The organism is Burkholderia sp. APQ4-4ca, from assembly GCF_057837105.1.
Genome location: NZ_JBYQCG010000102.1, coordinates 59,331 through 86,031, shown reverse-complemented (window position 1 = coordinate 86,031; position 26,701 = coordinate 59,331). Strand labels below are relative to the sequence as shown.

Here is a 26,701-nt window from a genome sequence, read left to right as displayed (position 1 = left end):
AAGCTCGTGATGCGGATGTACGCGTAGCCCGGATCGAGCATCTTCATCTTCACGCTCTGGACCTTGATGATCGCGCGCGTGACGGTGACCGGGAACGTGCGGTCGTCGCTCTTGCGGAAGATCGTGAGCGTGACCTTGGTGCCCGGCTCGCCGCGCATCTGCTTGACGGCCTTGTCGAGCGTCATGCCGCGCACCGGCTTGTCGTTGATGCGCGTGATCAGGTCGCCCGGACGGATGCCGGCGCGGAACGCGGGGGTGTCCTCGATCGGCGAGATCACCTTGACGAGGCCGTCTTCCTGCGAGATCTCGATGCCGAGACCCGCGAAGCGGCCCTTCGTCTGCTCCTGCAGCTCGTCATAGTCGGTCTTGTCGAGGAACGACGAGTGCGGGTCGAGGCTCGACACCATGCCCTTGATCGCGGCCGTCAGCAGCTTCTTGTCGTCGACCGGTTCGACGTATTCGCGCTTGATCTGCCCGAATACTTCCGCGAACAGGCGGAGCTGGTCGAGGGGAAGCGGCGCCGTGGCGGTCTGCTCGGCCGATGCGGAAACCTGCAGCGTGGCGAACACGCCCGTGGCGAGGCCCGCGGCAATCAGGCCGATGTTCTTCAAATTCATTCGCATAGAGAGTCTGGTGCGGTCGGGAAGCGCGTGGCGGTAGCGGGGATGTAGCGGACAAGTATAACTGTTCGTCCGATTACTCAGTGGAACGGCGCGAAAAGCGTCGAAAAGGCCGCTGAGGGCCCGGCCGGGGCGCCGCCGGGCGCGCTGCGGGGTTCGAAAGCGGTTTCGACCACGGCAGGGCCGGGAAGGTTCGCGCGGCGTGCGGGCCGAGGCCGGGCCCCGCACGCCGCGCCGGACCGCCGCCGGCCGCCGCGCCGGGCGTCAGCCCGCCTTGCCCTGCTTCGCGACGGCGGCCTGCGCCTGCGCGATCGCGTCCTGGTCGCCGAGGTAATAGTGCTTGATCGGCTTCAGGTTCTCGTCGAGTTCATATACGAGCGGCACGCCGTTCGGGATGTTCAGGCCGACGATGTCGCTGTCCGAGATGCCGTCGAGGTACTTGATCAGCGCGCGCAGCGAGTTGCCGTGCGCGGCGATCAGCACCTGCTTGCCGGCGCGCACCGCCGGCGCGATCGACTCGTTCCACAGCGGCAGCACGCGCGCGACCGTATCCTTCAGGCATTCGGTGAGCGGCAACTGCTCGCGCGGCACCTTCGCGTAGCGCGGGTCGCCGAACGGCGCGCGCTCGTCGGTCGGCTCGAGCGCCGGCGGCGGCGTGTCGTAGCTGCGGCGCCACACGAGCACCTGCTCGTCGCCGAACTTCGCGGCCGTTTCCGCCTTGTTCAGGCCCGACAGCGCGCCGTAGTGGCGCTCGTTCAGGCGCCACGAGTGGACGACCGGCAGGTACATCAGGTCCATCTTGTCCTGCACGTGCCACAGCGTGCGGATCGCGCGCTTGAGCACCGACGTGTACGCGATGTCGAACGTGTAGCCGGCTTCCTTGAGCAACTCGCCGGCCTGGTAGGCCTCGTTGCGACCCTGCTCGGTCAGGTCGACGTCGACCCAGCCGGTGAAGCGGTTTTCCTTGTTCCACGTCGATTCGCCGTGGCGGATGAGAACGAGTTTGTACATGGATCTTGCGGTCGGTAGTGATAGGGAAGCGGGGCGCGTCGCGCGGCACCCGGACCGGGCCCGCCATCGCGCAAGGCGGTTATTTTATAATGGCGGGATTGTCCTCATCCGATTTCTCTTCTTCCGGCGGAATTTCGTGACGTTCTTTACCAATTACACCAACCTGGCCCTTATCGCGATCCTGGTGGTTTCGGGCGGCCTGCTCGCATGGCCCGCACTGCGCCGCGGCCGCGGCGGCCTGTCTGCCGCGGAGGCGACGCAGCTCATCAATCGCCGCAATGCGGTCGTGATCGACGTGCGCGCCGCGTCCGATTTCGCCGCCGGCCACCTGCCGTCGGCGCGTCAGGTCGCGGCGGGCGAGATCGGCGCGAAAATTGCGCAGGTCGCGAAGAACAAGAGCACCCCGGTGCTGCTCGTCTGCCAGAACGGCCAGCAGTCGCAGAAGGCGGCGCGCGAGGTCGAGGCGGCGGGTTACGCCGAGGTGCACGTGCTCGAAGGCGGCGTGGCCGCCTGGCAGCAGGCCGGGATGCCGGTCGTCAAACAAGGAGTGGCGAAGTGAACAAGGTTCTGATGTACAGCACGCAGGTGTGTCCGTATTGCATGCAGGCCGAGCGCCTGCTGAAGCTGCGCGGCGTCGAGCAGATCGAAAAGGTGCTGATCGATCGCGATCCGGCCCGCCGCGAGGAAATGATGACGCGCACGGGGCGCCGCACGGTGCCGCAGATCTATATCGGCGACACGCACGTCGGCGGCTACGACGATCTGTCGAAGCTCGACCGCGAAGGCGGCCTCGTGCCGCTTCTGCAAGCGGCCTGATTAGGGCAGAATGGCCGCCGGCCGCGCCGCGGCTTGGGCGCGCAGGAATCATCCGTGGCGGCCGGCGAACAGCCGGGCCGCCCCGTCACCACTTTTAGGGAAACACCATGTCCGACGTCGAAAACCAACCGTTCTTCAACATCCAGCGCGTCTACCTGAAGGATATGTCGCTCGAGCAGCCGAATTCGCCGGCGATCTTCCTCGAGCAGGACATGCCGTCGGTTGAAGTCGAAGTCGACGTCAAGGCCGACCGCCTCGCGGAAAGCGTGTTCGAAGTCGTCGTGTCGGGCACCGTCACCGCGAAGGTGAAGGACAAGGTCGCGTTCCTGATCGAAGCGAAGCAGGCCGGCATTTTCGACATCCGCAACATTCCGGACGAGCAGCTCGATCCGCTCGTCGGCATTGCCTGCCCGACGATCCTGTTCCCGTACCTGCGCTCGAACATCGCCGACGCGATCACCCGTGCCGGCTTCCCGCCGATCCACCTCGCCGAAATCAACTTCCAGGCGCTGTACGAGCAGCGTCTCGCGCAGCTTCAGCAGCAGGCCGGCGCCGCGGCAGGCGCGCCGAATGGCACGACGCTGAACTGACGTTTCGCTCGGACCGGTGCTGGGTATGAAAGTAGCCGTTCTCGGCGCCGGTGCCTGGGGCACCGCGCTCGCGGGCCATCTGGCCGCGCGGCACGACACGCTTCTGTGGGCGCGCGACGCCGCGCTCATCGCCGGGCTGCAGGCCCGGCACGAAAATTCCCGCTATCTCGACGGCATCGCGCTGCCTGATGCGCTGCGCTACGACGCCGATCTCGGCGCCGCGCTCGCGCACGGCGCCGCGGACGACGCGCTGTGCGTGATCGCCGCGCCGGTGGCCGGGCTGCGCACGCTGTGCCGCGCGATGCGCGACGCGGGCTGCGTGCCCGCGCACGTCGTCTGGGTCTGCAAGGGCTTCGAGGCCGACACGCACTTGCTGCCGCATCAGGTGATCGCGGCCGAGCTGCCCGAGCAGCAGAGCAACGGCGTGCTGTCGGGGCCGAGTTTCGCGCGCGAGGTCGGGCAGTCGCTGCCCGTCGCGTTGACGGTGGCGAGTGTGTCGGCCGAATGCCGCGAGCGCACGCTCGCCGCGTTCCATCACGGCGCGATGCGAATCTATACGGGCGACGACGTGGTCGGCGTCGAGGTCGGCGGCGCGGTGAAGAACGTGCTGGCGATCGCGACCGGCATTTCCGACGGTCTCGGCCTCGGGCTGAACGCGCGCGCCGCGCTGATCACGCGCGGCCTCGCCGAAATGTCGCGGCTCGGCGTGGCGCTCGGCGGCCGCGCGGAAACCTTCACGGGCCTCACGGGCCTCGGCGACCTGATCCTCACCGCGACGGGCGACCTGTCGCGCAACCGCACGGTCGGCCTGCAACTGGCGGCCGGCCGCACGTTGAACGACATTCTCGGCGCGCTCGGCCACGTGGCCGAAGGCGTGCGCTGCGCGCAGGCCGTGCTGGCGCTCGCGCGTGCGCAATCGATCGAAATGCCGATCACGCAAGCCGTGTGCGGCGTGCTGTTCGACGGGATCGCGCCGCGCGACGCCGTCAGCGGCCTGCTGCGCCGCGACGCGCGGGCCGAGTAGCGCGGTACGCACCGCCCGGCACGGTTGCGCCGGGCGCGCGGCGCCAAAGCGGACTACGCTTGAATCGTCTCCGGTGTTCCGCGAGGGTGTCATGCTGCAGATCCATTCCACCACGCTCGATGCACAACTCGTCGACATCACGACGCTCGACGTCGACGCAATCGTCAACGCAGCGAACGGTTCGCTGCTCGGCGGGGGCGGCGTCGACGGCGCGATCCACCGCGCGGCCGGCCCCGGCCTGCTCGCCGAGTGCCGCACGCTCGGCGGCTGCGACACCGGCGACGCGAAGCTCACGCGCGGCCACGGGTTGCCGGCGCGCTACGTGATCCACGCGGTCGGGCCGGTCTGGTACGGCGGCGCACGCGGCGAGGCCGATCTGCTCGCGTCGTGCTACCGGCGCGCGATCGAGTTGGCAGAGGAAGTCGCCGCGACGTCGATCGCGTTTCCAGCGATCAGTTGCGGTATCTACCGCTATCCGGCGCAAGAGGCCGTCGACATCGCGGTCGGTACCGTCGCCGAAATGCTGGCGCAGGCGCCGAACCTCGCACGCGTCGTATTCGCGTGCTTTTCCTCCGACATCTACGACCTGTACCGCGCGCGGCTCGCGCGAACCTGACGCCTTCAGCGCCGCGGGCCGCGCCCGGCGCGCGTCAGGCGCCGCCTTCGAAGCCGGCCTGGCGCCACGCCTCGAACACGACCACCGCGACCGTATTCGACAGGTTCAGGCTGCGGTTGTCCGGCCGCATCGGCAGGCGCACGCGCTGTTCGTTCGGGAAGCGTTCGAGCAGCTCGGCGGGCAGGCCGCGCGTTTCCGAGCCGAACACGAACCAGTCGCCGGGCAGGAACGCGTGATCGTGGAAGCGGCCCGAGCCGCGCGTCGTGAACGCGAACATCCGCGCGGAATCGGGTGCTTCGGCGGCGACGAACGCGTCCCAGTCGCGGTGCACGCGCATCTGCGCATACTCGTGATAGTCGAGGCCGGCGCGGCGCATCCGCGCGTCGTCGAGCGGAAAGCCGAGCGGCTCGATCAGGTGCAGGTGCGCGCCGGTGTTCGCGCACAGGCGGATCACGTTGCCGGTGTTCGGCGGAATTTCGGGGGCGACGAGGACGACGTTGAACATGTTTCGGTTTGGCTGGGCCGGCCGGAGCCCCGCAACGCGCGCAGGCTCCTGGCCGACCGGTTCGTGACGGCCGCTTGTGCGGCGGCCGGCCTCTCTATCTAATTAATCCCTGGCGGTGCGCAGCGCAACCAGATTCGTCACGCGCGCGGCGCCCGCCGCCTTCAGCGCCTGCGCGGCCGCCGCGAGCGTCGCGCCGGACGTCATCACGTCGTCGACGAGCGCGATGTGGCGGCCGGCGACGCGACCTGCCACCGCGAAAGCCGCCATCACGTTGTCGCGCCGCGCGTGCCGGTCGAGCCGCGATTGCGGCGCTGTGTCGGCGACGCGCGCGAGCAAGGCCGCGTCCGCTGGCACGCCGAGTTGGCGCGCGAGCGGACGTGCGATCGCCCACGCCTGGTTGTACCCGCGCGCGACGAGCCGCCGGTGCGACAGCGGCACCGGCGCGACGAGGTCGAAGCCGCGCGCGCCGCGCGTATCGTCGACCAGCCGCGCAAGTCGGGCCGCGAATTCGCCGCCGAGCGCGAGCCGTGCGTGAAACTTCAGGCCGCGCGCGAGCCCGTCGAGCGGCGCGCGGTAATCGGCGAGCGCGAGCGTCGCATCGAACGGCGGCGGCGCGGTGCGGCATGCGTCGCACAGGTACGCGGCCGCGCGGCCGGCGCCGGGGCGGTTGCAACCGGGCGGTCGTGCTTGCCCGACGCCGAGCGGCACCGCGCAGATATCGCAGCGCAGCCGCGCTTCGTTCCAGTACGCGGCATCGCAGGCGCCGCAAATCACGGTGTGTGACAAATTGCCGCACAGCGCGCAGCGATTCGGCAACGTGACCGCGGCAACGCGCCCGACCAGCGCGCGAACCTGCGACAAAACGACGCGCATCGTGCGCTCGGCGGAACCGTGGACCATCGCAACACTCCTGGCATGCCGCCTCAATGAAGCTTGCGAGGCGAGCGAGTATACTTCGGGCTCTTCGCCAGTGTGCCCGACATGTCCCCAGCTTCGACTTCAACCGGCCGTCCGGCCAATGACGCCAGGCGCCTGCGGCGGATCTTCGACCGCCGTGCCGCCACGTTCGATGCGGTTGCGTTCCTGCCGCGCGAGATTGCGCAGCGGATGAACGAGCGCCTCGAATACATCAAGGTGAGCCCCGCGGCCGTGCTGGACGCGGGCTGCGGCCCGGGCGACGATCTGCCGGCGCTGCGCGCGCGGTTTCCGGAAGCGCCGGTGTTCGGCGTGGACCTGTCCGGCGCGATGCTCGCGCGGGCCGGTCAGCGCGAGGTCGAGCAGACCACCTGGCGCCGCTGGCTGCCGGCGTCGCTCGGCCGGGCGCTGGGCCAGCGCGGCCCGCGCGTCGCGCAGGCCGACTTCGCCGCGCTGCCGTTTGCGGGCGGCGCGTTCGACCTGATCTGGTCGAATCTCGCGCTTCACTGGCATTCGCGTCCCGATACCGTCTTTCCCGAATGGCAGCGCGTGCTGCGCGTGAACGGGCTGCTGATGTTCAGCACGCTCGGCCCGGACACGCTGCGCGAGTTGCGCGCGGCCTGCGCGGACGCCGAAGCGGCGCTCGGCGTGGCGCCGCCCGCCCCGCGCGTGATCGATTTCGTCGACATGCACGACCTCGGCGACATGCTCGTCGAGAGCGGCTTCGAGATTCCCGTGATGGATCAGGAAGTGCTGACCGTCACCTACCCATCCCCCGATTCCCTGCTCGCCGACGTGCGTCGCTGGGGCGCCTATCCGTTCGGGCGCACGGCGCCGCGGCACGCGACGCGCCGCTTTCGCGCGGCGCTCGGCGACGCGCTGGACGCACGCCGGCGCGAGGACGGCACGATCCCGCTCACGTTCGAGGTGATCTACGGCCACGCATGGAAGGCCGTGCCGCGCACGACCGCGGAAGGGCACGGCATCGTGCGCATCGAGGACATCGGCAAGGGGCGTCCGAAGAATCGGTAAAGCGGTAAAGAGGGGTTTTGTTATGTCCGAAATTAGCGGCGCAAAGCGGGGTCGAATTGGCGGGAAAAACGGCCGGAAAGCTTGTCGCGCTTGGCTTGGCGGGCGATAGGCGCTTGCTTGTGGATGCCATTGAACCCGCCTATAATGCGTCAGCTTGTCGTCCCGGGGTCCCCGCAATACGGGGCGGCGAGTCCGATGCAGGCATGCATCGCATGCCATTCGCGTGAGGCGGCGATGGAAGCAGCGAGCGTTTTGGCGGAGACGGCGGACAGCGAACCGGTCCTCGAAGACTGGCTGATGAAACGCAACTGTTCGGTGTCGCCACGCCAGTTCGTGCTGTTTTACGTGTCGCTCGCGGGCTTCTCGCTGGCGATCGCGGCGTTGCTGATGTGGAGAGGGGCCTGGCTCGTCATGCCCTTCACCGGCATCGAGTTGCTGGCGGTAGGTGTCGCATTTGCGATCCATGCTCGCCATGCGGTCGATTACGAGCGCATCAGGCTGTTCCCGCACCGGCTCGTGATCGAGCGGATGGATGCGGAGCGGCTCACGCAGATCGAATTCAACCCGCGCTGGGTGCGGGTCGAGCCGGGTGCGACGCCACGCGATCCGATTCGGCTGGTATCGCGCGGGCAGACCGTCGTAATCGGGCAGCATCTCGCGCAGTACAAGCGTGCGCAGTTCGCCGACGAACTGCGCGTGTCGCTCAGGCGCTGCGGCTGACGAGGCGCAGTCATCGGCCGGAACAGGCCGACGGCTTGCGACGGGGGAGGGTTTGAATGGAAATTTTGGGTAAGGATGCTATGAAAACAATCAAGCGAGCCCTCGCGGGCGTGCTGGCATGCAGCGGATTGCTCTTTGCCGGTGCGGCCCTGGCGGTCGGTGATAGCCCGGGCGGCCCCCGTGTCAACGAGATCAACTTTCAGCCGCCTGTCACGAAGATCGCCGAGGAGCTCTACGATCTCCACACGATGATGCTGATCCTGTGTACGGTGATCTTCGTCGGCGTGTTCGGCGTGATGTTCTATTCGATCTTCGCGCACCGCAAATCCAAGGGCCACAAGGCCGCCAATTTCCATGAAAGCACGACCGTCGAGATCATCTGGACGATCGTGCCGTTCGTCATCGTCGTGCTGATGGCGCTGCCGGCGACGAAGGCCGTCGTCGCGATGAAGGACACGACGAACGCCGATCTCACGATCAAGGTCACCGGCTACCAGTGGAAGTGGGGCTACGACTACGTGAAGGGCCCGGGCGAGGGCATCGGCTTCCTGTCGACGCTGACCACCCCGCGCGACGAAGTGATGGGCAAGAAGCCGATCACCGACACCTATCTGCAGGAAGTCGACAATCCGCTCGTCGTGCCGGTCAACAAGAAGATCCGCATCATCACGACCGCGAACGACGTCGTCCACTCGTGGTACGTGCCCGCGTTCGGCGTGAAGCAGGATGCGATCCCCGGCTTCGTGCGCGACACGTGGTTCAAGGCCGACAAGGTCGGCACGTTCCGCGGCTTCTGTACCGAGCTGTGCGGCAAGGAGCACGCGTACATGCCGGTCGTCGTCGAAGTCCTGTCGGACGACGACTACGCGAAGTGGGTCACCGCGCAGAAGGCGAAGCTGGCCAGCGCGGCGGTCGATCCGAACAAGGTCTACACGATGGCCGAGCTCGTCGCGCACGGCGAGGAAGTCTACAAGGCGAACTGCGCGGCCTGCCACCAGGTGAACGGCAAGGGCCTCGGCGCATTCCCGGCGATGGACGGCAGCCCGATCGTGAACGGCCCGATCGCCGCGCACGTCGAGCGCGTGCTGCACGGCAAGGGCGCGATGCCGTCGTGGGCGTCGCTGTCGGACCTCGACATCGCTTCGGTCGTCACGTACGAACGCAACTCGTGGGGCAACCACAAGAACGACCTGCTGCAGCCGAAGCAAGTGGCTGACGCACGCAACGGCAAGATGCCGGAAGACACGGCGGGCGCGGCACCGGCTGAAGCGGCTTCGGCACCGGCGCAAGCCGCGTCGGGCGCGGCCGAGCAACCGGCGGCAGCGGCATCGGCCGCGCTGTCGACGATCTACTTCGAGACGGGCAAGAGCGTGCTGCCGGCCGACGCGAAGGCGGCGATCGCCGCTGCGGCCGACTATGCGAAGGCGCATCCGGACGCGAAGCTCGCGCTGTCGGGCTTCACCGACAAGACCGGCTCGGCCGACGCGAACGCCGACCTGGCGAAGCATCGGGCGCAGGCCGTGCGCGATGCGCTGAAGGCAGCAGGCGTGGCGGAAGACCACATTATTCTCAAAAAGCCGGAAACGATCACGGGCGGGGCTGACGCGAAGGAAGCCCGGCGTGTCGAGATCGGCCCGGCGGCTTGACGTGTCGCTGAGTTAGTCGACGTATTCGCATTAGGAGATTCTCATGTCTAGCATCGGGCACGACGTAGCCGCGGACCACGCGCACGACGACCACGCGCACGAAGCCCCGCACGGCTGGCGTCGCTGGCTGTTCGCCACCAACCACAAGGACATCGGTACGCTGTACCTGCTGTTCTCGTTCATCATGTTCCTGTCGGGCGGCGTGATGGCGCTCGGCATCCGTGCCGAGCTGTTCGAGCCGGGCCTGCAGATCATGCGTCCGGAGTTCTTCAACGAACTCACGACGATGCACGGCCTGATCATGGTGTTCGGCGCGATCATGCCGGCGTTCGTCGGCTTCGCGAACTGGATGATTCCGCTGCAGATCGGCGCATCCGACATGGCGTTCGCGCGGATGAACAACTTCAGCTTCTGGCTGCTGCCGGTCGCGGCCGTGCTGCTGGTCGGTTCGTTCTTCGCGCCGGGCGGCGCGACGGCCGCCGGCTGGACGCTGTACGCACCGCTGTCGACGCAGATGGGCCCGGGCATGGACTTCGCGATCTTCGCGGTCCACATCATGGGCGCGTCGTCGATCATGGGCGGGATCAACATCGTCGTGACGATCCTGAACATGCGCGCACCCGGCATGACGCTGATGAAGATGCCGATGTTCGCATGGACGTGGCTGATCACCGCGTACCTGCTGATCGCCGTGATGCCGGTTCTGGCGGGCGCGATCACGATGGTGCTGTTCGACCGCCACTTCGGCACGTCGTTCTTCAACGCGGCAGGCGGCGGCGACCCGGTGATGTACCAGCACATCTTCTGGTTCTTCGGCCACCCCGAGGTGTACATCATGATTCTGCCGGCGTTCGGGATCGTGTCGCAGGTGATCCCGGCGTTCGCGCGCAAGACGCTGTTCGGCTATAGCTCGATGGTGTACGCGACGGCATCGATCGCGATCCTGTCGTTCATGGTCTGGGCGCACCACATGTTCGCGACGGGCATGCCGGTCACCGGCCAGCTGTTCTTCATGTACGCGACGATGCTGATCGCGGTGCCGACGGGCGTGAAGGTGTTCAACTGGCTCGCGACGATGTGGCGCGGCTCGATGACGTTCGAAACCCCGATGCTGTTCGCGATCGGCTTCCTGTTCGTGTTCACGTTCGGCGGCCTGACGGGCCTGATGCTCGCGATGGCGCCGCTCGACATCCAGTATCACGGCACCTATTTCGTGGTCGCGCACTTCCACTACGTGCTGGTGGCCGGCTCGCTGTTCGCGCTGTTCTCGGGCTGGTACTACTGGGCGCCGAAGTGGACGGGCTGGATGTACAACGAGACGCGCGGCAAGATTCACTTCTGGGCGTCGATGATCTTCTTCAACCTGACGTTCTTCCCGATGCACTTCGTCGGTCTCGCGGGCATGCCGCGCCGCTATGCGGACTACCCGGCGCAGTTCACGGACTTCAACCAGGTGGCGACGATCGGCGCATTCGGCTTCGGCCTCGCGCAGGTGTACTTCCTGTTCGCGGTCGCGCTGCCGGCCTATCGTGGCGGCGGCGAGCTGGAAAAGGCGTCCGACAAGCCGTGGGATGGCGCGACGGGCCTCGAGTGGACGGTGCCGAGCCCGGCTCCGTTCCACACGTTCGAGCAACCGCCGCACGTCGAGTAAGTTTCACCGAGCGTTTCGCCGCTGCCTGCCGCGCAGGCAGGCGCGGCGGGCGCGGAACTGAAGTTTCAGCGAAGTTTCAGATGACCCGGAATCCATCAGAAAGACGAACGCCCGAGCAGATTCGCGCGGGCAACAAGCGGCTCGGCCTCACCCTGCTCGTCATCGCCGCCGTTTTTTTCATGGGTGTCGTGATCAAGCAGTGGTGGCTGTCCACCCACTGATGCAGTAACTGACGCAGTAGCGAGGAAGTCGTCGTATGTCGAAGCCGGAAGAGGGCGCCGTGGATCGCGCGTTCAATCGTTCGATGCTGGTGAAGCTCTTCGTCGTGGCCGGGCTGATGTTCGGTTTCGGCTTCGCGCTGATCCCGATGTATCGGGCGATCTGCCAGATCACCGGCATCAACAACCTGGTGCAGCGCGATGTCAGCGAGCGCGAGGTGAAGAACTCGCAGGTCGACACCAGCCGCACGGTGTCGGTCGAGTTCGATGCGAACGCGCGCGGGCCGCTCGGGTTCAAGCCGGAGCACAACAGCCTCGACGTGCATCCGGGCGAACTGACGACGATCGTGTACGACGTGACGAACGGGCAGGGCCGGCCGGTCGTGGCGCAGGCGATTCCGAGCTACGCGCCGAAGCAGGCGACGGAATTCTTCAAGAAGATCGAGTGCTTTTGCTTCACGCAGCAGACGCTGACCGCGAACGAGTCGCGCAAGATGCCGGTGGTGTTCGTGATCGACCCGAAATTGCCGAAGGACGTGAAGACGATCACGCTGTCGTACACGTTCTTCGAGCTGAATACCCCGGCCACGCCGGCACCGGCGCAGCGCAGTACGGCGGCGGCGCAGGGTGAGGCGAAGCCGGACGCATGACGAAGGAGACGGGGCGATGACGGAAGTCAAGCGGAGCGGAACGTTCGGTCAGGCGCTGAAAGCGGTGCTGTGGTCGTTCTTCGGGGTGCGCAAGCGGCGCGACCTGGAGGCCGACGCGACGCAGCTCAATCCGCTGCACGTGCTGATCGTCGCGTTGCTCGCGGCCGGCGTGTTCATCGGCGTGCTGATCCTGATCGTGCGTGCGGTCGTGGGTTGAGGGCGCGCGGCTAGTGGCGTGCGGCCACGAAAGAATGCAGTGCGCGGCGCTACGGCGCGGCGTGCGGGAAAGAGCGGTGGCGGTCTCGCCGCGCAAGAAATAAAGCCGGAGCGGTTTCCGGTACACAAATTGGACTGAAGTGGAGAATCAAGCATGAGCGGTCAAAACCAGACCCCGTACTATTTCGTGCCGCATCCGTCGCAGCATCCGATCAGCGCGGCCATCGGCCTGCTGGTCATGCTCGGGTCGACAGCGCTGTGGATCAACGGTCACGACTGGGCGCCGTTTACGGCGCTGCTCGGCCTGCTGTGGTTGCTCTTCACGCTGTATCACTGGTTCGGCGACGCGATCGCCGAATCGGAAGGCGGTCAATACGGCAAGAACGTCGACAAGTCGTACCGCTGGAGCATGAGCTGGTTCATCTTCTCGGAAGTCATGTTCTTCGGCGCGTTCTTCGGCGCGCTGTTCTATGCGCGTGAAATCGCGCTGCACCAGCTCGGCAGCCTCGACTACAAGCTGATCTGGCCGGATTTCTCCGCCGTGTGGCCGAACGAAGGCCCCGCCGCGCTCGCCGGTCACTTCAAGACGATGGGCCCGTGGCCGATCCCGACGCTGAACACCGCGTTCCTGCTGTCGTCGGGCGTGACGCTGACGATCTCGCACCACGCGCTGCGCGACGATCATCGCAAGAAGGCGATCGCATGGCTGGCCGCGACGCTCGTGTTCGGTATCTGCTTCCTGTTCCTGCAGGGCTTCGAGTACTACCACGCGTACAACGAACTGAACCTGACGCTGAACTCGGGCGTGTACGGTTCGACGTTCTTCCTGCTGACCGGCTTCCACGGCTTCCACGTGTTCCTCGGCGGCACGATGCTCGCGGTGGTGCTGGTGCGGATGATCCGCGGCCACTTCAAGCCCGATCATCACTTCGCATTCGAAGGCGCCGCGTGGTACTGGCACTTCGTCGACGTCGTCTGGCTCGGCCTGTACGTCGTCGTCTACTGGCTGTAAATGGAAAAACGGCCCGCGCAGCGATGCGCGGGCCGTTTTCATTGGTGTCGCGGGCGCGGCGGCGACGCTGCGAGCGACATCACCCTGGCGCCGCCGCGACTCAGTCAGGCGGCGCTTTTACTTGGTGGCGCGGCCGTGCGGCTAAATGTCACAGCGGCGGCGCGGCGACGGCATCAACGTCCGATCGGCAAACCGGTCGAATGGATCCAGCCCATCCAGTTCGCGAACAGGATGAGCAGGAACAGCGACACCGACAGCCCGACGCGGGTGGCGAGCGACCAGACCATGCGCTTCGTATGGCCGCGGTCGTGCATCATGAAGTAGAGCGCCGAGCCCATGCTGGCAATGATGAGGACGAAGGCGATGGGAACGAGTATGTGCATGACGCGAACCGGACGACGGCAATTCGAAAGGAAGAGGATAATTATCGCACTTCGCTTTCGCGAACGCGCCGAGTGGGCCGCGTGATGAAGATTCGCTGGCTGCCTGCGCTGCTGATCCTCGTCGTCGTCGCCGTCACGATCCGGCTCGGTTTCTGGCAGCGCGACCGCGCGCACCAGAAGGAAGCGCTGCAGGCGAACATCGCGCGCTACGAGCAGGCGGCGCCGGTCGACCTCGGCGCGCAGCCGGTTCCGCTCGCGTCGATCGAGTTTCATCGCGTACGGGCAAAGGGCCGCTTCCTGCCCGAGCAGGCGGTGTTCCTCGACAATCGGCCGTATAACGACCAGCCGGGTTTTTACGTCGTGATGCCGTTTAAACTCACGGGCGGCGGCGTCGTGCTCGTGAACCGCGGCTGGCTGCCGCGCAACATCGCCGATCGCACGGCGATCGAGCCGTTCACGACGCCGGCGGGCGACGTCGAGATCGTAGGCATCGCGCGCGCCGACGCGTCGCGCGCGTTCGAGCTCGGCGAAGGCGGGTCGGCCGCGCACCAGAAGATCCGGCAGAACCTCGACGTCGCCGCGTACGCGAAGGAAACCGGGCTGCCGCTGCAGCCGTTCGTGATCCAGCAGACGAGCGACGACGGCGACAAGCTCGTGCGCGACTGGCCGGCGGCGACGACCGGCGTCGAGCGCAATTACGGTTACATGTTTCAGTGGTGGGCGATGGCGGCGGCCGCGCTCGGCTTCGGCCTGTACGCCGCGCGGCGTGCGGCGAAGAAGTCGGCCGGCGCGTGAGCGTCATGCCAGGACGCGGCGCCGGCGCCGCGGGTTCGTTTCGAGAGGTCTGATTTGTCCATGCAATCTTCCCGTCAGGGTCCGGCCGCCGCGCCGATCTCGCCCGCGGCCCGCAAGCGCGGCCGCTGGATGCTCGTGCTGCTCGGTCTCGTGTGCGCCGCGCCGATGATCGCGTCGTATTTCACCTATTACGTGATCAAGCCGAAGGGCGGATCGACGAACTACGGCACGCTGATCGAGCCGCAGCGCCCGATCCCGGCCGATCTGCAGGTGACCGACGAGACCGGCAAGACGGTGCCGCTGTCGTCGCTGCGCGGGGTCTGGCTGTTCGTGATGACCGACCGCAGCGCGTGCGACGACGCGTGCGCGAAGAAGCTCTATTTCATGCGCCAGATCCGCGTCACGCAGGCGGGCGAACGGCACCGGATCACGATGGTGTGGCTGCGCAGCGATGCGGGCACGGTGCCGCAGAAGGTGCTGGACGCGTATCCGGACACGCGCCGGTTCGTCGCCGATCCGGCCGCGGTGGCCGCGTGGCTGCCGGCCGATGCCGGCACGAAGGACAGCGACCACATTTACATGGTCGACCCGAACGGCAACCTGATGATGCGTTTTCCGAAAGACCCGAATCCCAGCAAGATCAAGTCGGACGTGACGAAGCTGCTGAAGTGGTCGAGCATCGGTTAAGGCGAGAGAACGAGGCACCATTCCGATGTCGTATCTACTGCAACTCGGCCTGATCGGCTTCTGCATCGCGCTGCTGCCGCTGTCGTACGTGTGGGTGAAGGCCGACGACAATAAATTCCGCAAGCTCGTGTGGATCACCACGTTCCTGACCCTCGACCTGGTGATGTTCGGCGGCTTCACGCGGCTGACCGACTCGGGCCTCGGCTGCCCCGACTGGCCCGGCTGCTACGGCACGTCGTCGCCGTTCATCGCGCACGCGGCGATCACGGCCGCGCACCAGGCGATGCCGACCGGGCCCGTCAGCATGACGAAGGCGTGGATCGAGATGATTCACCGCTATTTCGCGATGGCGATCGGCGTGCTGATCATCGCGCAGGTGGCGATCGCGTGGGCCGCGCGGCTGCGCCGCCGCCCGCTGCACGTGTCGCCGTGGTGGCCGACGAGCCTCTTGCTGCTGATTCTCGTGCAGGGCGCGTTCGGCGCATGGACGGTCACGATGAAGCTGCAGCCGGTGATCGTCACGATCCACCTGCTGCTCGGCCTCACGCTGCTCGGCACGCTCGGCTGGCTCGCGGCGCGGCAGACGCCGCTGCCGTCGCATGACCCGGAGGCCGGGCGTTACCGTGCGGCCGCGCTCGCGGCGCTCGTGCTGCTGGTCGTGCAGATCGCGCTCGGCGGCTGGGTGAGCACCAACTACGCGGTGCTCGCGTGCACCGACTTCCCGACCTGCAACGGGCAGTGGATTCCGCCGATGGACTTCCAGCACGGCTTCCACCTGTGGCGCGCACTCGGGATGACGAAGGACGGCGACGCGATCACGCAGGACGCGCTGGTCGCGATCCACTGGACGCACCGCACGTTCGCGTTCGTCGTGGTCGCCTACCTGGTCGCGTTCGCGCTGAAGATGCGCCGCTTCGAATCGCTGCGGCGGCCCGCGAACGGCGTGCTGCTGGTCGTGCTGCTGCAGTTCGTGACGGGCCTGACCAACATCGTGCTGCAGTGGCCGCTGCCGGTCGCCGTCGCGCACAACGGCGGGGCCGCGATCCTGCTGCTCCTCGTCGTCATGTTAAACTTTCGCATCCTTTCAAGCCGCCCCGGCCGTGTCGCGCAGCCTGCGCGCGACGCCGCCCCGGCGTGACCGTCCCCATGCAAAGCACCCTCTCCCAATCGCCCGGTAGCCGCTTTTCCCAGTACATGGCGCTGACGAAGCCGCGTGTCACGCAGCTCGCGGTGTTCTGCGCGGTGATCGGCATGTTCCTCGCGACGCCGGGCATGGTGCCGTGGCACGTGCTGATCGGCGGCACGGTCGGCATCTGGCTGCTGGCCGGCGCCGCGTTCGCGATCAACTGCCTCGTCGAACAGAAGATCGACGCGATGATGCGCCGCACCGCGTGGCGTCCGTCCGCGCGCGGCGAGATCACGACGCCGCAGATCCTGCTGTTCTCGGCCGTGCTCGGCAGCGTCGGCGCATGGACGCTGTATACGTTCACGAACCCGCTGACGATGTGGCTGACGATCGCGACGTTCGTCGGCTACGCGGTGGTCTACACGCTGCTGCTCAAGCCGATGACGCCGCAGAACATCGTGATCGGCGGTGCGTCGGGCGCGATGCCGCCGGCGCTCGGCTGGGCCGCGGTCACCGGCGCGGTGCCGGGCGACGCGTGGATCCTCGTGCTGATCATCTTCGTGTGGACGCCGCCGCATTTCTGGGTGCTCGCGCTCTATCGCCGCAAGGATTACGAGAACGCGGGGCTGCCGATGCTGCCCGTCACGCACGGCGAGAAGTTCACGCGGCTGCACATCCTGCTCTATACGGTGATCCTGTTCGCGGTCACGATGATGCCGTTCATTTCCGGCATGAGCGGGGCCGTCTACCTGACGAGCGCGGTGCTGCTCGGCGCGGTGTTCCTCGCGTATGCGTGGAAGATCCATCGCGACTATTCGGACGCACTCGCCCGCAAGGCCTTCCGCTACTCGATCGTCTATCTGTCGCTGCTGTTCGCCGCACTGCTCGTCGATCACTATGCACGCCCGCTGCTCGGCGTGTAACCGCACGGTTTGAACGCAATGCTCCCATCACGGTTCGGGCGCCGCGCGCGCCAAGGCTGGATGCTCGCGTGCGCATTCACGGCAGCGCTGCTGCTCGCCGGATGCGACAACGCGCCGAAATTCCAGAATCTCGACATCACCGGCAACACGCAGTTCGGCAGCGACTTCTCGCTGCCCGATACGACCGGCAAGGTTCGCACGCTCGCCGACTTCAAGGGCAAGGCCGTCGTGATGTTCTTCGGCTATACGCACTGCCCGGACGTGTGCCCGACCACGATGGCCGAGCTGTCCGAAGCGCTGAAGCAGCTCGGGCCCGATGCCGCGAAGCGCGTGCAGGTGCTGTTCGTCACCGTCGATCCGGAACGCGACACGCCGGCGCTGCTCGGCCAGTACGTGCCTGCATTCGATCCGTCGTTCATCGGCTTGCGGCCGGCCGACGAAGCGGCGCTCAAGAAGGTCACGAAGGATTTCCGCGTGTACTACGCGAAGGTGCCCGGCAAGACGCCCGGCAGCTATACGATGGATCACACGGCCGCGAGCTACGTGTTCGACCGCGACGGCAAGCTGCGGCTGTTCGTGCGCGACGGCCAGGGCCCGGTCCCGTGGGTCCACGACCTGAAGCTGCTGGTCGACTGACCGGCAGCCGCCGAGCGCGCGGCCCGGCGTTTCGCGCGACGGCCGTTTCGCGCCGTCGCGTTTTCCCTCTCTCTTCGTTGTGCGCATGCGCTGCCCGCCGGGCGGCGCGTCGGCATGCGCGCGTCGCGCCGAAGCCGCGTTACGGCAGCGCCGGCACGTCGAAGCCGGTTGCGGCGCGCGTGATCCGGAATTCCGTCACGCGATAGGTGGCGAGCCCCTCGGTGACGAACGGGTCGGTTTCGAGGATCGCGTCGAGTTCGTCGCGATCGATGCGGGCCGCGAGGATCACGCCGCCTTCGCGCGGCACCTTCGGCCCCGCCGCGATGAAGATGCCCTTGTCGAACTGCAGCTGCAGATATGCGCGGTGGCGTTCGAGCGCGTCGTCGATGCGCTCGAGCGACGCGGTGTAGTGGATGTCGATGACGTACATGGATGGCCCTGGAATGATGCCGGCGCTGCGCGCGCCGGCCGGCCGGTCTTTTTAGCACAGCGGACGCGGGCTGTCGCGCTCGCGCTGCCGCTTGACGGGCGGCGCGAAGGCGGTCGACGAGGGGGGGCGGCGTGACGGGTATCGGCCGATGAGGCGATGCGTCGACCAGAAAGTGCAACTAACGGCCGACTCGTGCATCGGCCGCCAGCACTGCGCTGGTGCATACCCATATGAGCGGGATGTATTTCACTTCCCGCCGATCCTGTGACACCATTTGCCCCTTCCTGCGAGTCCGGGCATACCCGTATCGCGCCCCCTTTCAAGTAAGCAAGAAAGCGAGAAACAGATGAAGCGTCGTAGTCTCCTGAAGGTATTTTCCGTGCTGGCCACCGGTGCCGCGCTGACGCTGTCGGCGGCCGTGCATGCCGAAGACAAGGTGATCAAGGTCGGTACGGTCGCCGGCCCGGATGCGCAAGTGTGGCAAGTCGTGCAGAAGGTCGCGAAGGAGAAGGAAGGCCTGAACGTGAAGGTCATCGAGTTCAACGACTACGTGCAGCCGAACGCGGCGCTCGATTCGGGCGACCTCGACGCGAACAGCTTCCAGCATCAGCCCTACCTCGACAGCCAGGTGAAGCAGCGCGGCTACAAGATCGTCAGCGCGGGCCTGACCTACATCTCGCCGATCGGCGTGTATTCGAAGAAGTTCAAGTCGCTGAAGGATCTGCCGCAGGGCGCGAAGCTCGCGGTGCCGAACGATCCGTCGAACGAGAACCGCGCGCTGCTGCTGCTGCAGACGCAAGGTGTGATCAAGCTGAAGGCCGGCGCCGGCACGGGCGGCAACAACGCGACGGTGCTCGACATCGCCGAGAACCCGAAGAAGCTGAAGATCTCCGAACTCGACGCCGCGCAACTGCCGCGCGTACTGTCGGACGTCGACGCGGCCGTGATCAACACGAACTACGCGCTGGCCGCGAACCTGCAGCCGACCAAGGACGCGATCGCGCTCGAAGCGCTGACGAGCCCGTACGCGAACCTGATCGCCGTGCGTGCGAAGGACAAGGATCAGCCGTGGGTGAAGAAACTGGTGAAGGCGTACCAGTCGCCGGAAGTGAGGGAATTCATCAAGAAGCAATTCAAGGGCTCGATGGTCGCGTCGTTCTGAACGCGATCGTTTGATCGAATGAAGGCCTGCACGTGTGCAGGCCTTTTTTTCGTGTGCGAGCGGAATGCTTTTCGAGATGCAGGAGTAGTGTGAAGATTACACGCCACAATTGCATCGGCGTTCATGGATGAAAGCCGTTTGGTAACGGTTCGACACGTTGGTATGGAACGTGTGCGCGACTGCTCGAATTCGGAATCGCTATGCATTTTCTCTCTCTGGCATCCCGCTGCGCCCCGTCATTGCTCGCGTCGAGCAGAATGACGATTTATTCCGCGTGAGATTCCACAGTCGTTGCGGTGCGATCGGTCAACAGATCGGCCGGGTTTGTCGGCGCGGTAACCGTACGTCTTCGTTAGACTAAAAAACATTTTTAAAAATTACGAACGAGGACGCTGAATGAGTGCTGTCGAGAAATTGAGTGCGGCTTACCATTACTATGGGATGGTCAATCTGACTGCGGGAGAATTGTTCTTCTGGATCATGGTTGACGAAACGATGAATCAGTTGGGCGTCGATGATGCCGTGTCGGTTGGTATGATCTTGCTGGGTAGAAGTAATTTGCCGACCAGGGCAAAGCCGATCGACGCGATACAGGGGACTTCGCGTGCAAGCAAATACTCAAGAAGAGTTTTTCAAAAGGCTCAATTCCCGTTTGGTTGGAAATTGCCAACACTGGTAGGCGGACCAGTGCGAAATTTGAAAATCAGGCTGGTTAGAAACATCGGAACCTTCGTAGGAAGAACGATCCCAGTGCTTGGTTGGGTGATTCTTGCAAGGGATATTTCTATTATTGCCGGCAAGACGGTGGCTCACTACAATAGAGTTGCAAGGGAGGGGGATAGGTTATGGTAGATCTTGAAAAAAGGGTGATTGAGTTTGTGAGGAAAAAGTCCGGACTCTCTATATCATTCATGGCCGATGAGATAACGGAAAGTACCGATTTGGATCTGGACTTGCGTTTTGATGATTGTGAGGTCGAGGATCTGATGCAAGAGTATTCGGTGAAATTCAATGTTGATATAAGTGGATTCGACATAAAAAAATATTACCCGGAAGACGATTCTTCATTTCTTGATTTGATCAATCCGTTTAAGAAAAAAGTGATCCATCGTGTTCCGGATCTGAATGTTCGAATGCTGATCGCATCGGCAAAAGCGGGACGCTGGCTCTATGACTGACCGCTCACCGAGTTTGTCCACGACCTGACGGGGGCGCTGTGCGGCGTTGCTGCAAACAGCGCGCAGCCTCTTTTTTCGTAGCGATGCACGTAAAGGCGGGCGACCGCGCGACGTTCAGCGCGCCGCTCACATCTCGCCGCGCCGCGAGCAGATCGACATGATCTGCTGGATCGCGTAGTTGTCGCGCACGCCCGGCAGCGACTGCACGACGCATTCGTGAAAGCGCCGTTCGCGCGGCAGCAGCATCGCGTTGTTGCGGTACAGCGCGTCGCACGAGCGCTGGATCAGTTGCGCCGCGGCGCCGTTGCGGCTTTCGCGCAGCGCATTGAGCATGCAGTCGTCGTATTGCGCGTTGCCGTCGGTCAGCGCGAAGGCGGCTCCCGGCAGCGCCAGCGCGACGGCCGCGCATGCGATCGAACGAATCATTCGTTTCAAGTCCCCTCCGATGGTGTGGGTCGGGTCGGCGGACAGCATAACGTAAAGCGGTCGGCGCGGCTGACGCGTTGCGGGAGGTGCGAGGCCGATGCGGGCCAGCGCGCCATGACATGACGGGCGCGCCGGCTTCTGCCTGTTTTCCTCCGACGAAACCCGGTTTTACACCGGTGCTGTGCGACGCGCGCGCATTGCCATATACTGTATATCCATACAGCTGTGGGTGGCGTCATGCTCGCATCCTCCATTGCTCCCGAATCGCTTCATCCGTCCCTTTGGCGCGGCTCGCAACTCGCGCGCGGCGGTCCCCGCACGATCGAAACCGGCTTCGCGCCGCTGTCGGCCGAACTGCCGGGCGGCGGCTGGCCGGTCGGCGGCCTCGTCGAACTGCTGGCCGCGCAGCCGGGTTGCGGCGAGATGCGGCTGCTCGCGCCCGCGCTCGCCCGCGCCGTCAGCGCGCGGCGGCCGCTCGCGCTCGTCGCGCCGCCGCAGTCGCCGCATGCCACCGCGCTCGCGAGTCTCGGCGTGCCGGCCGACACGCTGCTGTGGCTGCGTGCCGGGAGCCGCACCGATGCGCTGTGGGCCGCCGAGCAGGCGCTCAAGACCGGCTGTTGCGGCGCGCTGCTGCTCTGGCAGGACGCGCGGCCCGATGCGCTGCGGCGCCTGCATCTCGCGGCCGCGCGCACCGGCGACACGCTGTTCGTGATGCTGCGCCCGCTGTCGGCCGCGCGGCAGCCGTCGCCGGCCGTGCTGCGCGTCGCGCTGTATCCGGTGCCGGGCGGCGTGTCGCTCGACATCGTCAAGCGTCGCGGGCCCGCGCGCAGCGAGCCGCTCGTGCTCGATTTGCCGTCGCCCATCGTGGAGAGCCGCTATGCGCGTCTTGCTCGGCATCCATCTGCCGCGCCTGCCGCTCGACGTGTGCGCCCCGCCGCCGTCTGACGCAGCGGCCGGCGAGGCCGGCTGTGCGGTGCTCGAGCAGGGTGTCGTGCTGATCGCCGATGCGGCCGCGCGCCGGCAGGGCGTGCGCGCGGGCATGAAGCGCGGCGGCGTGCTCACGCTCGCGCCCGCGACGCAGCTCGTCGAACGCGATCCCGCCCGCGAAGCCGATGCGCTGCGCGCGGTCGCGCTCGCGCTGCTGCGCTTCTCGCCGTGCGTCGCGCTCGACGACGAAGCGACGTTGATCGTCGACGTCGGCCCGAGCCTGCGCCTGTTCGGCGGGCTGCCGTCGCTGTGCCGCCAGGTGCGGGCGACGCTCGCGGCGCTCGGCTATGCGGCGCGCCTGTCCGCCGCGCCGACCGGTCGCGGCGCGTGGCTACTCGCGCGCACGTCGGCGCGCTCGCGCATCCGGCGCCGCGTCGCGCGTCACGCGTCGCTCGTTTGCACGCTCGATCGGCTGCCCTGTGTGCTGCTGCCCGACGCGCGTCCGTATGCCGGCTGGCTCGACGGCCTCGGCTGCCGCACGCTCGCCGATCTGCGCCGCCTGCCGCGCGCGGGGCTGCAGCGGCGCTGCGGTCCCGCGTTGCTGGCCGCGCTCGATCGTGCATACGGCGAAGCGGTCGAGCCGCTCGCGTGGATGGCGGTGCCGCCCGTGTTCGACGTGCGGCTCGAATTGCCGGAACGCGTCGAATACGCGGAAGCCGTGTTGTTCGCCGCGCGGCGGCTCGTCGTGCAGCTGTGCGGCTGGCTGGCCGCGCGGCAACTGTCGCTGGCCGCGATGACGTTCGATCTCGAACACGAGCGCGGCCGCCAGGCCGTGCCGCCGACGCCGCTCGAGCTGGCGTTCGCCGCCCCCGTGCGCGACGAAGCGCATTTCATGCGGCTGCTCGGCGAGCGGCTCGCGCGCGTCGAGTTGCCGGCCGCGGTGATCGCGGTGCGGCTGAAGGCCACGCGCGTCGAATCGGTCGCGCCGCCGGCCGACGATCTTTTCCCCGAGCCGGGCGGTACGCGGGAAACCCGCGAGCGGTTGCTCGAACTGCTGGTCGCGCGGCTCGGCGCGGACAACGTATTGCGCGCGGCCCCTGTCGCCGATTACCGGCCCGAGGCCGCGAACCGCTGGCTGCCGCTCGATGCGCAAGCCGGCAAGCCTGCTGTCGTGCCGCTCGCCGCGCCGCCGCGGCCCGCCTGGTTGCTCGCCGAGCCGCTGCCGCTTCTGATGCGCGGCGAGCGGCCGGTATTTCATACGCCGCTGCGGATGATGTCGTCGGCCGAGCGAATCGAAGCCGGGTGGTTCGACGGGCAGTTGATCGCACGCGATTACCACGTCGCGCAGGACGAGGAAGGCGCGTGCTACTGGGTATTCAAGGAGCGGACGAGCAGTCAGGCTGCCCCGCGCTGGTTCCTGCACGGTTTGTTCGGGTGAACGGAGATGGTTGCGGAATTCAGTTTGCTGCCCGATTACGCGGAGTTGTTCTGCCGCTCGAATTTTTCGTTCCTGCATGGCGCGTCGCATGCAGACGAACTGGTCGAGCGTGCGGCGGAACTCGGCTATCGCGGGATCGCGATCACCGACGAATGCTCGCTCGCCGGCGCGCCGCGCATGCATGTCGCCGCGAAAGCGAAAGGGCTGCCGCTCGTCATCGGTTCGTATTTCGACGTCACGCCGGACGACGTCGCGCCCGGCCACGATCCGGGCCCCGGTGCGTTCGGGCTCGTGTTGCTCGCCCGGAATCGCGAAGGGTACGGCAACCTGTCCGAGTTGATTTCGTGGCGGCGGATGGAGGCGCCGAAGGGAACGTACCGGCTGACGCCGCGAATGTTGGCGAGGCCGCCTGAGCAATTCGCCCATCTGCGCGGGATGCCCGATTGCTTCGCGATCCTCGTGCCCGCGTATCCGGTGCGGGCGGACGTGCTCGACGCACAGGTCGCATGGTTTCGCGCGACGTTCGGCGAGCGCGCGCGGCTCGGGCTCGTGCAGTTGCAGCGCGCGCTCGACGGCGCGCAGCGCGACGAGATTCGCGAGGCCGGCGAGCGGCGCGGCGTGCGGATCGTCGCGCTCGGCGACGTGACGATGCACCGGCGTTCGTGCAAGGCGTTGCAGGACGTGATGACGGCGATCCGTGTCGGCATGCCGGTGGCCGAGTGCGGCTATGCGCTCGCGCCGAATGCGGAGCAGCATCTGCGTTTGCGGAAGCGAATCGCAGCGCTGTTTTCGCCGAACGAGATGGCGGAGACGTGCGCGATTCTCGATGCGTGTCATTTCGAACTCGACGAGTTGAAGTATGAATATCCGCTCGAACTCGTACCGCGCGGACACACGCCGACCAGTTACTTGAGGCAGGAGACGTGGGCAGGTGTCGCTCGACGCTACTGGAATGGCGTGCCGGAGAAAGTGGCGAAGCAGATCCGCTATGAACTCGGCCTGATCGCCAAAATGAAGTACGAACCGTTCTTCCTGACCGTCTACGACATCGTCAAATACGCGCGCAGTCAGAACATCCTGTGCCAGGGCCGCGGCTCGGCCGCGAACTCGGTCGTCTGCTATTGCCTCGGCATCACCGAAGTGAATCCCGACCAGAGCACGATGCTGTTCGAGCGCTTCATCAGCGTGGAACGCGGCGAGCCGCCCGACATCGACGTCGATTTCGAGCATCAGCGCCGGGAAGAGGTGATCCAGCACATCTACGAAAAATACGGGCACGACCGCGCCGCGCTCGCGGCCGCCGTCTCGACGTATCGCCCGCGCGGCGTGCTGCGCGAAACCGGCAAGGCGCTCGGCGTCGATCCGATGCTGGTCGATCGGGTCGCGAAGGGGCATCGCTGGTTCGACGGCAGCCGCGATCTGCTGCAGCAATTCGCGTCGACCGGCCTCGATCCGGCGACGCCCATTATCAAGACATGGGCCGAACTGGCGGGGCGCCTGCTCAATTTCCCGCGTCACCTGTCGCAGCACTCGGGCGGCTTCGTGATCAGCCGCGGCAAGCTCACGCGGCTCGTGCCGGTCGAGAACGCGGCGATGGACGGGCGGCGCGTGATCCAGTGGGACAAGGACGATCTCGAAGCGCTCGGGCTGATGAAGGTCGACGTGCTCGCGCTCGGCATGCTGTCGGCGCTGCATCGCGCGTTCGACCTGCGCACCGCGTGGCGTGGCCCAGCGAAGGACGGCAAGCCATTCACGTTGAAACACATTCCGCAGGATGACGAAGCAACTTACGACATGATCTGCCGTGCCGATACGGTCGGCGTGTTCCAGATCGAGTCGCGCGCGCAGATGTCGATGCTGCCAAGGCTGCGGCCGCGCAACTACTACGACCTCGTCGTCCAGGTGTCGATCGTGCGTCCCGGGCCGATCCAGGGCGGCGCGGTGCATCCGTACCTGAAGCGGCGCAGGATCGTGGCCGGCGAAGAGAAGGGCGAGGTCACGTATCCGAGCGACGCGCTCAAGGCCGTGCTCGAACGCACGCTCGGTGTGCCGATCTTCCAGGAACAGGTGATGCAGATCGCGATCGTCGCGGCAGGCTTCACGCCTGGCGAGGCCGACGCGTTGCGCCGGGCGATGGCCGCATGGAAGCGCAAGGGCAACCTCGAGAAGTATTACGGCAAGATCGTCGACGGGATGCTCAAACGGAACTACACACGCGAATTCGCCGAGCAGATCTTCGAGCAGATCAAGGGTTTCGGCGAATACGGCTTCCCCGAAAGCCATGCGGCCAGCTTCGCGAAACTCGCGTACGCGAGCAGCTGGCTCAAATGTCACGAACCCGCGATCTTTCTCGCCGCGCTGCTGAACAGCCAGCCGATGGGCTTCTATCCGCCGTCGCAACTCGTGCAGGACGCGAAGCGTCATCGCGTGAAGGTGCTGCCGATCGACGTCACGCAAAGCAATTGGGAAGCCGTGCTCGAAGCGCAGCCCGATCAGCCGCCGCCGCACGGCCAGCCCGCGGTGCGGCTCGGCCTGTCGCTCGTGCGCGGCCTGGGCGAAGCGGCCGCGCGGCGTATCGAAGCCGCGCGCGTCGCCGGCCCGTTCGACAACGTCGACACCCTCGCGCGCCGCGCGCAGCTCGAACGGCGCGATCTCGAAGCGCTGGCCGCCGCGAACGCGCTCGCGACGCTCGCCGGCCATCGCCGCGATGCGTTGTGGCAGGCCGTCGCCGCGGCGCCGGAGCGCGATCTGCTCGCCGCCGCGCCGATCGACGAGGTGGAGCAGCCCGCGCTCGGCGCGCCGTCGGAAGCCGACGACGTCCTCGCCGACTATCACACCACCGGCCTCACGCTGAACCGCCACCCGGTCGCGCTGCTGCGGCCGGCGTTGCGCGCGCAGCGGCTGTCGTCCGCGGCCGAGCTGCGCGACCGCCCCGACGGCCGGCTCGCACGCGCATGCGGGCTCGTGATCGCACGGCAGATGCCGGGCACCGCGAAGGGCGTGATGTTCATGACGCTCGAAGACGAAACGGGCTGCGTGAACGTGATCGTCCGGCCCGAGCTGCTCGCGCGGCAGCGCCGCGAAACGCTCGATTCGCGGCTGCTCGCGGCGTCCGGCGTGTGGCAGGTCGTCAGCGACGTGCGGCACCTCGTCGCGCAGCATTTCGAGGATCTGACGCCGCTGCTCGGCGGCTTGCGCACGTCGAGCCGCGAATTCCACTGACGCCTGCATCGCGCCGGCCTGCTCATCGGTGCATACCAGTTGGCTCAACTGGTTCTATTCCGGTCTCATATTCACGCCCGAAATCCGGCCGAATCCTGCACTGGAACCGTCCCTTTGCATACCACT

Annotated in this window: 31 protein-coding genes; 24 read left to right on the top strand and 7 right to left on the bottom strand. The window is 66.5% G+C overall.

The genetic code is table 11. The features are described 5' to 3' along the window. A partial coding sequence (locus AC3IFE_RS12715) for a S41 family peptidase (protein WP_489190733.1) occupies positions 1-623 on the bottom strand: 623 nt, incomplete at its 3' end. 261 nt (positions 624-884) lie between these two features. Continuing rightward, the gene (gpmA, locus tag AC3IFE_RS12710) at positions 885-1,631 is read right to left on the bottom strand and encodes a 2,3-diphosphoglycerate-dependent phosphoglycerate mutase (protein ID WP_089468532.1); all 747 of its coding nucleotides are present in this window, start codon (positions 1,629-1,631) and stop codon (positions 885-887) included. 136 nt (positions 1,632-1,767) lie between these two features. On the opposite strand from gpmA, the gene AC3IFE_RS12705 reads away from it, so the two are divergent. From AC3IFE_RS12705 to AC3IFE_RS12685, 5 genes are all read left to right on the top strand, one after another. Beyond that, the gene (locus AC3IFE_RS12705; RefSeq protein ID WP_027785516.1) at positions 1,768-2,190 is read left to right on the top strand and encodes a rhodanese-like domain-containing protein; all 423 of its coding nucleotides are present in this window, start codon (positions 1,768-1,770) and stop codon (positions 2,188-2,190) included. Next, on the top strand, positions 2,187-2,447 hold the full coding sequence (gene grxC, locus AC3IFE_RS12700) for a glutaredoxin 3 (protein WP_006477722.1): 261 nt from the start codon (positions 2,187-2,189) through the stop codon (positions 2,445-2,447). The genes AC3IFE_RS12705 and grxC overlap by 4 nt, the downstream gene beginning before the upstream one ends. A 107-nt stretch (positions 2,448-2,554) precedes the next feature. After that, entirely contained in the window at positions 2,555-3,037 is a 483-nt protein-coding gene (gene secB, locus AC3IFE_RS12695) for a protein-export chaperone SecB (RefSeq protein WP_011353285.1), read from the top strand. A gap of 25 nt (positions 3,038-3,062) precedes the next feature. Next, positions 3,063-4,061, top strand: a complete 999-nt coding sequence (locus AC3IFE_RS12690; protein WP_489190732.1) for an NAD(P)H-dependent glycerol-3-phosphate dehydrogenase — start codon at positions 3,063-3,065, stop codon at positions 4,059-4,061. A gap of 91 nt (positions 4,062-4,152) precedes the next feature. Further along, positions 4,153-4,677 carry an O-acetyl-ADP-ribose deacetylase gene (locus AC3IFE_RS12685; protein ID WP_089468529.1) on the top strand — a complete coding sequence of 175 codons (525 nt, stop codon included), beginning with the start codon at positions 4,153-4,155 and terminating at the stop codon, positions 4,675-4,677. Positions 4,678-4,711: 34 nt separating this feature from the next. Here AC3IFE_RS12685 and trmL read toward each other — a convergent pair whose 3' ends face one another. Both trmL and AC3IFE_RS12675 read right to left on the bottom strand, forming a co-directional pair. Beyond that, entirely contained in the window at positions 4,712-5,182 is a 471-nt protein-coding gene (gene trmL, locus AC3IFE_RS12680; RefSeq protein ID WP_089468528.1) for a tRNA (uridine(34)/cytosine(34)/5-carboxymethylaminomethyluridine(34)-2'-O)-methyltransferase TrmL, read from the bottom strand. A gap of 102 nt (positions 5,183-5,284) precedes the next feature. Then, a complete protein-coding gene (locus AC3IFE_RS12675) occupies positions 5,285-6,082 on the bottom strand; it encodes a ComF family protein (RefSeq protein WP_489190731.1) in 798 nt (265 codons plus the stop codon). A gap of 81 nt (positions 6,083-6,163) precedes the next feature. On the opposite strand from AC3IFE_RS12675, the gene AC3IFE_RS12670 reads away from it, so the two are divergent. The 8 genes from AC3IFE_RS12670 (at position 6,164) to AC3IFE_RS12635 (ending at position 13,242) form a co-directional block, all read left to right on the top strand. Beyond that, positions 6,164-7,129 carry a methyltransferase domain-containing protein gene (locus tag AC3IFE_RS12670; RefSeq protein WP_489190730.1) on the top strand — a complete coding sequence of 322 codons (966 nt, stop codon included), beginning with the start codon at positions 6,164-6,166 and terminating at the stop codon, positions 7,127-7,129. Positions 7,130-7,324: 195 nt separating this feature from the next. Next, positions 7,325-7,849 (top strand): DUF2244 domain-containing protein, encoded by a 525-nt coding sequence (locus tag AC3IFE_RS12665; protein ID WP_089468525.1) that lies wholly within the window; start codon positions 7,325-7,327, stop codon positions 7,847-7,849. A 56-nt stretch (positions 7,850-7,905) separates the two neighbouring features. After that, the gene (gene coxB / locus AC3IFE_RS12660; protein ID WP_301739662.1) at positions 7,906-9,495 is read left to right on the top strand and encodes a cytochrome c oxidase subunit II; all 1,590 of its coding nucleotides are present in this window, start codon (positions 7,906-7,908) and stop codon (positions 9,493-9,495) included. Positions 9,496-9,538: 43 nt separating this feature from the next. After that, entirely contained in the window at positions 9,539-11,146 is a 1,608-nt protein-coding gene (ctaD, locus tag AC3IFE_RS12655) for a cytochrome c oxidase subunit I (protein WP_006477731.1), read from the top strand. Positions 11,147-11,226: 80 nt separating this feature from the next. Then, entirely contained in the window at positions 11,227-11,367 is a 141-nt protein-coding gene (locus AC3IFE_RS12650; RefSeq protein WP_089468523.1) for a cytochrome oxidase small assembly protein, read from the top strand. Positions 11,368-11,402: 35 nt separating this feature from the next. Continuing rightward, positions 11,403-12,014, top strand: a complete 612-nt coding sequence (locus AC3IFE_RS12645; protein ID WP_489190729.1) for a cytochrome c oxidase assembly protein — start codon at positions 11,403-11,405, stop codon at positions 12,012-12,014. Positions 12,015-12,030: 16 nt separating this feature from the next. Then, positions 12,031-12,231, top strand: a complete 201-nt coding sequence (locus AC3IFE_RS12640; RefSeq protein WP_011546273.1) for a DUF2970 domain-containing protein — start codon at positions 12,031-12,033, stop codon at positions 12,229-12,231. Between the two features lie 153 nt (positions 12,232-12,384). Continuing rightward, the gene (locus tag AC3IFE_RS12635) at positions 12,385-13,242 is read left to right on the top strand and encodes a cytochrome c oxidase subunit 3 (protein WP_089468521.1); all 858 of its coding nucleotides are present in this window, start codon (positions 12,385-12,387) and stop codon (positions 13,240-13,242) included. 173 nt (positions 13,243-13,415) lie between these two features. On the opposite strand, the gene AC3IFE_RS12630 is transcribed toward AC3IFE_RS12635, so the two are convergent. Continuing rightward, positions 13,416-13,625, bottom strand: coding sequence for a twin transmembrane helix small protein (locus AC3IFE_RS12630; RefSeq protein ID WP_006477735.1), 210 nt, complete (start codon positions 13,623-13,625; stop codon positions 13,416-13,418). An 84-nt stretch (positions 13,626-13,709) separates the two neighbouring features. On the opposite strand from AC3IFE_RS12630, the gene AC3IFE_RS12625 reads away from it, so the two are divergent. The 5 genes from AC3IFE_RS12625 to AC3IFE_RS12605 are packed head-to-tail and all read left to right on the top strand — an operon-like array spanning position 13,710 to position 17,792. After that, positions 13,710-14,420, top strand: a complete 711-nt coding sequence (locus AC3IFE_RS12625) for an SURF1 family protein (protein ID WP_301739677.1) — start codon at positions 13,710-13,712, stop codon at positions 14,418-14,420. A gap of 60 nt (positions 14,421-14,480) precedes the next feature. Further along, positions 14,481-15,107, top strand: a complete 627-nt coding sequence (locus AC3IFE_RS12620) for an SCO family protein (RefSeq protein ID WP_489190728.1) — start codon at positions 14,481-14,483, stop codon at positions 15,105-15,107. A gap of 25 nt (positions 15,108-15,132) precedes the next feature. Further along, positions 15,133-16,245 carry a COX15/CtaA family protein gene (locus AC3IFE_RS12615; protein WP_089468517.1) on the top strand — a complete coding sequence of 371 codons (1,113 nt, stop codon included), beginning with the start codon at positions 15,133-15,135 and terminating at the stop codon, positions 16,243-16,245. An 8-nt stretch (positions 16,246-16,253) separates the two neighbouring features. Beyond that, positions 16,254-17,156 carry a heme o synthase gene (gene cyoE, locus AC3IFE_RS12610; protein ID WP_489190727.1) on the top strand — a complete coding sequence of 301 codons (903 nt, stop codon included), beginning with the start codon at positions 16,254-16,256 and terminating at the stop codon, positions 17,154-17,156. Between the two features lie 18 nt (positions 17,157-17,174). Further along, the gene (locus AC3IFE_RS12605) at positions 17,175-17,792 is read left to right on the top strand and encodes an SCO family protein (protein ID WP_489190726.1); all 618 of its coding nucleotides are present in this window, start codon (positions 17,175-17,177) and stop codon (positions 17,790-17,792) included. Positions 17,793-17,931: 139 nt separating this feature from the next. On the opposite strand, the gene AC3IFE_RS12600 is transcribed toward AC3IFE_RS12605, so the two are convergent. After that, positions 17,932-18,222: a YciI family protein gene (locus AC3IFE_RS12600; protein ID WP_089468516.1), complete on the bottom strand. Its 291-nt coding sequence runs from the start codon at positions 18,220-18,222 to the stop codon at positions 17,932-17,934. 346 nt (positions 18,223-18,568) lie between these two features. Between AC3IFE_RS12600 and AC3IFE_RS12595 the strand changes: the two genes are divergently transcribed. The 3 genes from AC3IFE_RS12595 to AC3IFE_RS12585 all read left to right on the top strand — a co-directional run bounded on the left by AC3IFE_RS12595 (position 18,569) and on the right by AC3IFE_RS12585 (position 20,562). Continuing rightward, positions 18,569-19,384 carry a MetQ/NlpA family ABC transporter substrate-binding protein gene (locus AC3IFE_RS12595; protein WP_089468515.1) on the top strand — a complete coding sequence of 272 codons (816 nt, stop codon included), beginning with the start codon at positions 18,569-18,571 and terminating at the stop codon, positions 19,382-19,384. A gap of 396 nt (positions 19,385-19,780) precedes the next feature. Further along, positions 19,781-20,236, top strand: coding sequence for an STM2901 family protein (locus AC3IFE_RS12590; protein ID WP_301739659.1), 456 nt, complete (start codon positions 19,781-19,783; stop codon positions 20,234-20,236). Further along, complete coding sequence (locus AC3IFE_RS12585; protein ID WP_489190725.1) at positions 20,230-20,562, top strand: DUF1493 family protein; 333 nt, start codon at positions 20,230-20,232, stop codon at positions 20,560-20,562. The genes AC3IFE_RS12590 and AC3IFE_RS12585 overlap by 7 nt, the downstream gene beginning before the upstream one ends. A 126-nt stretch (positions 20,563-20,688) precedes the next feature. Here the strand turns inward: AC3IFE_RS12585 and AC3IFE_RS12580 are convergent, their stop codons facing one another. Further along, positions 20,689-20,997, bottom strand: coding sequence for a VF_A0006 family four-cysteine protein (locus tag AC3IFE_RS12580; RefSeq protein ID WP_301739657.1), 309 nt, complete (start codon positions 20,995-20,997; stop codon positions 20,689-20,691). A 228-nt stretch (positions 20,998-21,225) separates the two neighbouring features. Between AC3IFE_RS12580 and imuA the strand changes: the two genes are divergently transcribed. The 3 genes from imuA to AC3IFE_RS12565 are packed head-to-tail and all read left to right on the top strand — an operon-like array spanning position 21,226 to position 26,575. Next, positions 21,226-21,933 carry a translesion DNA synthesis-associated protein ImuA gene (gene imuA / locus AC3IFE_RS12575; RefSeq protein WP_089468511.1) on the top strand — a complete coding sequence of 236 codons (708 nt, stop codon included), beginning with the start codon at positions 21,226-21,228 and terminating at the stop codon, positions 21,931-21,933. Then, a complete protein-coding gene (locus AC3IFE_RS12570; protein ID WP_489190724.1) occupies positions 21,866-23,353 on the top strand; it encodes a Y-family DNA polymerase in 1,488 nt (495 codons plus the stop codon). The genes imuA and AC3IFE_RS12570 overlap by 68 nt, the downstream gene beginning before the upstream one ends. 6 nt (positions 23,354-23,359) lie before the next feature. Then, positions 23,360-26,575, top strand: a complete 3,216-nt coding sequence (locus AC3IFE_RS12565; protein WP_489190723.1) for an error-prone DNA polymerase — start codon at positions 23,360-23,362, stop codon at positions 26,573-26,575. Positions 26,576-26,701 lie beyond the last annotated feature (126 nt).

Coding starts and splice junctions, on each gene's coding strand:
- cyoE (WP_489190727.1), top strand. CDS start 16,254: ATGCAAAGCACCCTCTCCCAATCGCCCGGTAGCCGCTTTTCCCAGTAC.
- AC3IFE_RS12665 (WP_089468525.1), top strand. CDS start 7,325: ATGCAGGCATGCATCGCATGCCATTCGCGTGAGGCGGCGATGGAAGCA.
- trmL (WP_089468528.1), bottom strand. CDS start 5,182: ATGTTCAACGTCGTCCTCGTCGCCCCCGAAATTCCGCCGAACACCGGC.
- AC3IFE_RS12585 (WP_489190725.1), top strand. CDS start 20,230: ATGGTAGATCTTGAAAAAAGGGTGATTGAGTTTGTGAGGAAAAAGTCC.
- AC3IFE_RS12675 (WP_489190731.1), bottom strand. CDS start 6,082: ATGGTCCACGGTTCCGCCGAGCGCACGATGCGCGTCGTTTTGTCGCAG.
- gpmA (WP_089468532.1), bottom strand. CDS start 1,631: ATGTACAAACTCGTTCTCATCCGCCACGGCGAATCGACGTGGAACAAG.
- AC3IFE_RS12620 (WP_489190728.1), top strand. CDS start 14,481: ATGCAATCTTCCCGTCAGGGTCCGGCCGCCGCGCCGATCTCGCCCGCG.
- AC3IFE_RS12635 (WP_089468521.1), top strand. CDS start 12,385: ATGAGCGGTCAAAACCAGACCCCGTACTATTTCGTGCCGCATCCGTCG.
- AC3IFE_RS12600 (WP_089468516.1), bottom strand. CDS start 18,222: ATGTACGTCATCGACATCCACTACACCGCGTCGCTCGAGCGCATCGAC.
- coxB (WP_301739662.1), top strand. CDS start 7,906: ATGGAAATTTTGGGTAAGGATGCTATGAAAACAATCAAGCGAGCCCTC.
- AC3IFE_RS12640 (WP_011546273.1), top strand. CDS start 12,031: ATGACGGAAGTCAAGCGGAGCGGAACGTTCGGTCAGGCGCTGAAAGCG.
- AC3IFE_RS12645 (WP_489190729.1), top strand. CDS start 11,403: ATGTCGAAGCCGGAAGAGGGCGCCGTGGATCGCGCGTTCAATCGTTCG.
- imuA (WP_089468511.1), top strand. CDS start 21,226: ATGCTCGCATCCTCCATTGCTCCCGAATCGCTTCATCCGTCCCTTTGG.
- secB (WP_011353285.1), top strand. CDS start 2,555: ATGTCCGACGTCGAAAACCAACCGTTCTTCAACATCCAGCGCGTCTAC.
- AC3IFE_RS12690 (WP_489190732.1), top strand. CDS start 3,063: ATGAAAGTAGCCGTTCTCGGCGCCGGTGCCTGGGGCACCGCGCTCGCG.
- AC3IFE_RS12595 (WP_089468515.1), top strand. CDS start 18,569: ATGAAGCGTCGTAGTCTCCTGAAGGTATTTTCCGTGCTGGCCACCGGT.
- AC3IFE_RS12605 (WP_489190726.1), top strand. CDS start 17,175: ATGCTCCCATCACGGTTCGGGCGCCGCGCGCGCCAAGGCTGGATGCTC.
- AC3IFE_RS12615 (WP_089468517.1), top strand. CDS start 15,133: ATGTCGTATCTACTGCAACTCGGCCTGATCGGCTTCTGCATCGCGCTG.
- AC3IFE_RS12570 (WP_489190724.1), top strand. CDS start 21,866: ATGCGCGTCTTGCTCGGCATCCATCTGCCGCGCCTGCCGCTCGACGTG.
- AC3IFE_RS12670 (WP_489190730.1), top strand. CDS start 6,164: ATGTCCCCAGCTTCGACTTCAACCGGCCGTCCGGCCAATGACGCCAGG.
- AC3IFE_RS12565 (WP_489190723.1), top strand. CDS start 23,360: ATGGTTGCGGAATTCAGTTTGCTGCCCGATTACGCGGAGTTGTTCTGC.
- AC3IFE_RS12590 (WP_301739659.1), top strand. CDS start 19,781: ATGAGTGCTGTCGAGAAATTGAGTGCGGCTTACCATTACTATGGGATG.
- AC3IFE_RS12685 (WP_089468529.1), top strand. CDS start 4,153: ATGCTGCAGATCCATTCCACCACGCTCGATGCACAACTCGTCGACATC.
- ctaD (WP_006477731.1), top strand. CDS start 9,539: ATGTCTAGCATCGGGCACGACGTAGCCGCGGACCACGCGCACGACGAC.
- AC3IFE_RS12625 (WP_301739677.1), top strand. CDS start 13,710: ATGAAGATTCGCTGGCTGCCTGCGCTGCTGATCCTCGTCGTCGTCGCC.
- AC3IFE_RS12630 (WP_006477735.1), bottom strand. CDS start 13,625: ATGCACATACTCGTTCCCATCGCCTTCGTCCTCATCATTGCCAGCATG.
- AC3IFE_RS12650 (WP_089468523.1), top strand. CDS start 11,227: ATGACCCGGAATCCATCAGAAAGACGAACGCCCGAGCAGATTCGCGCG.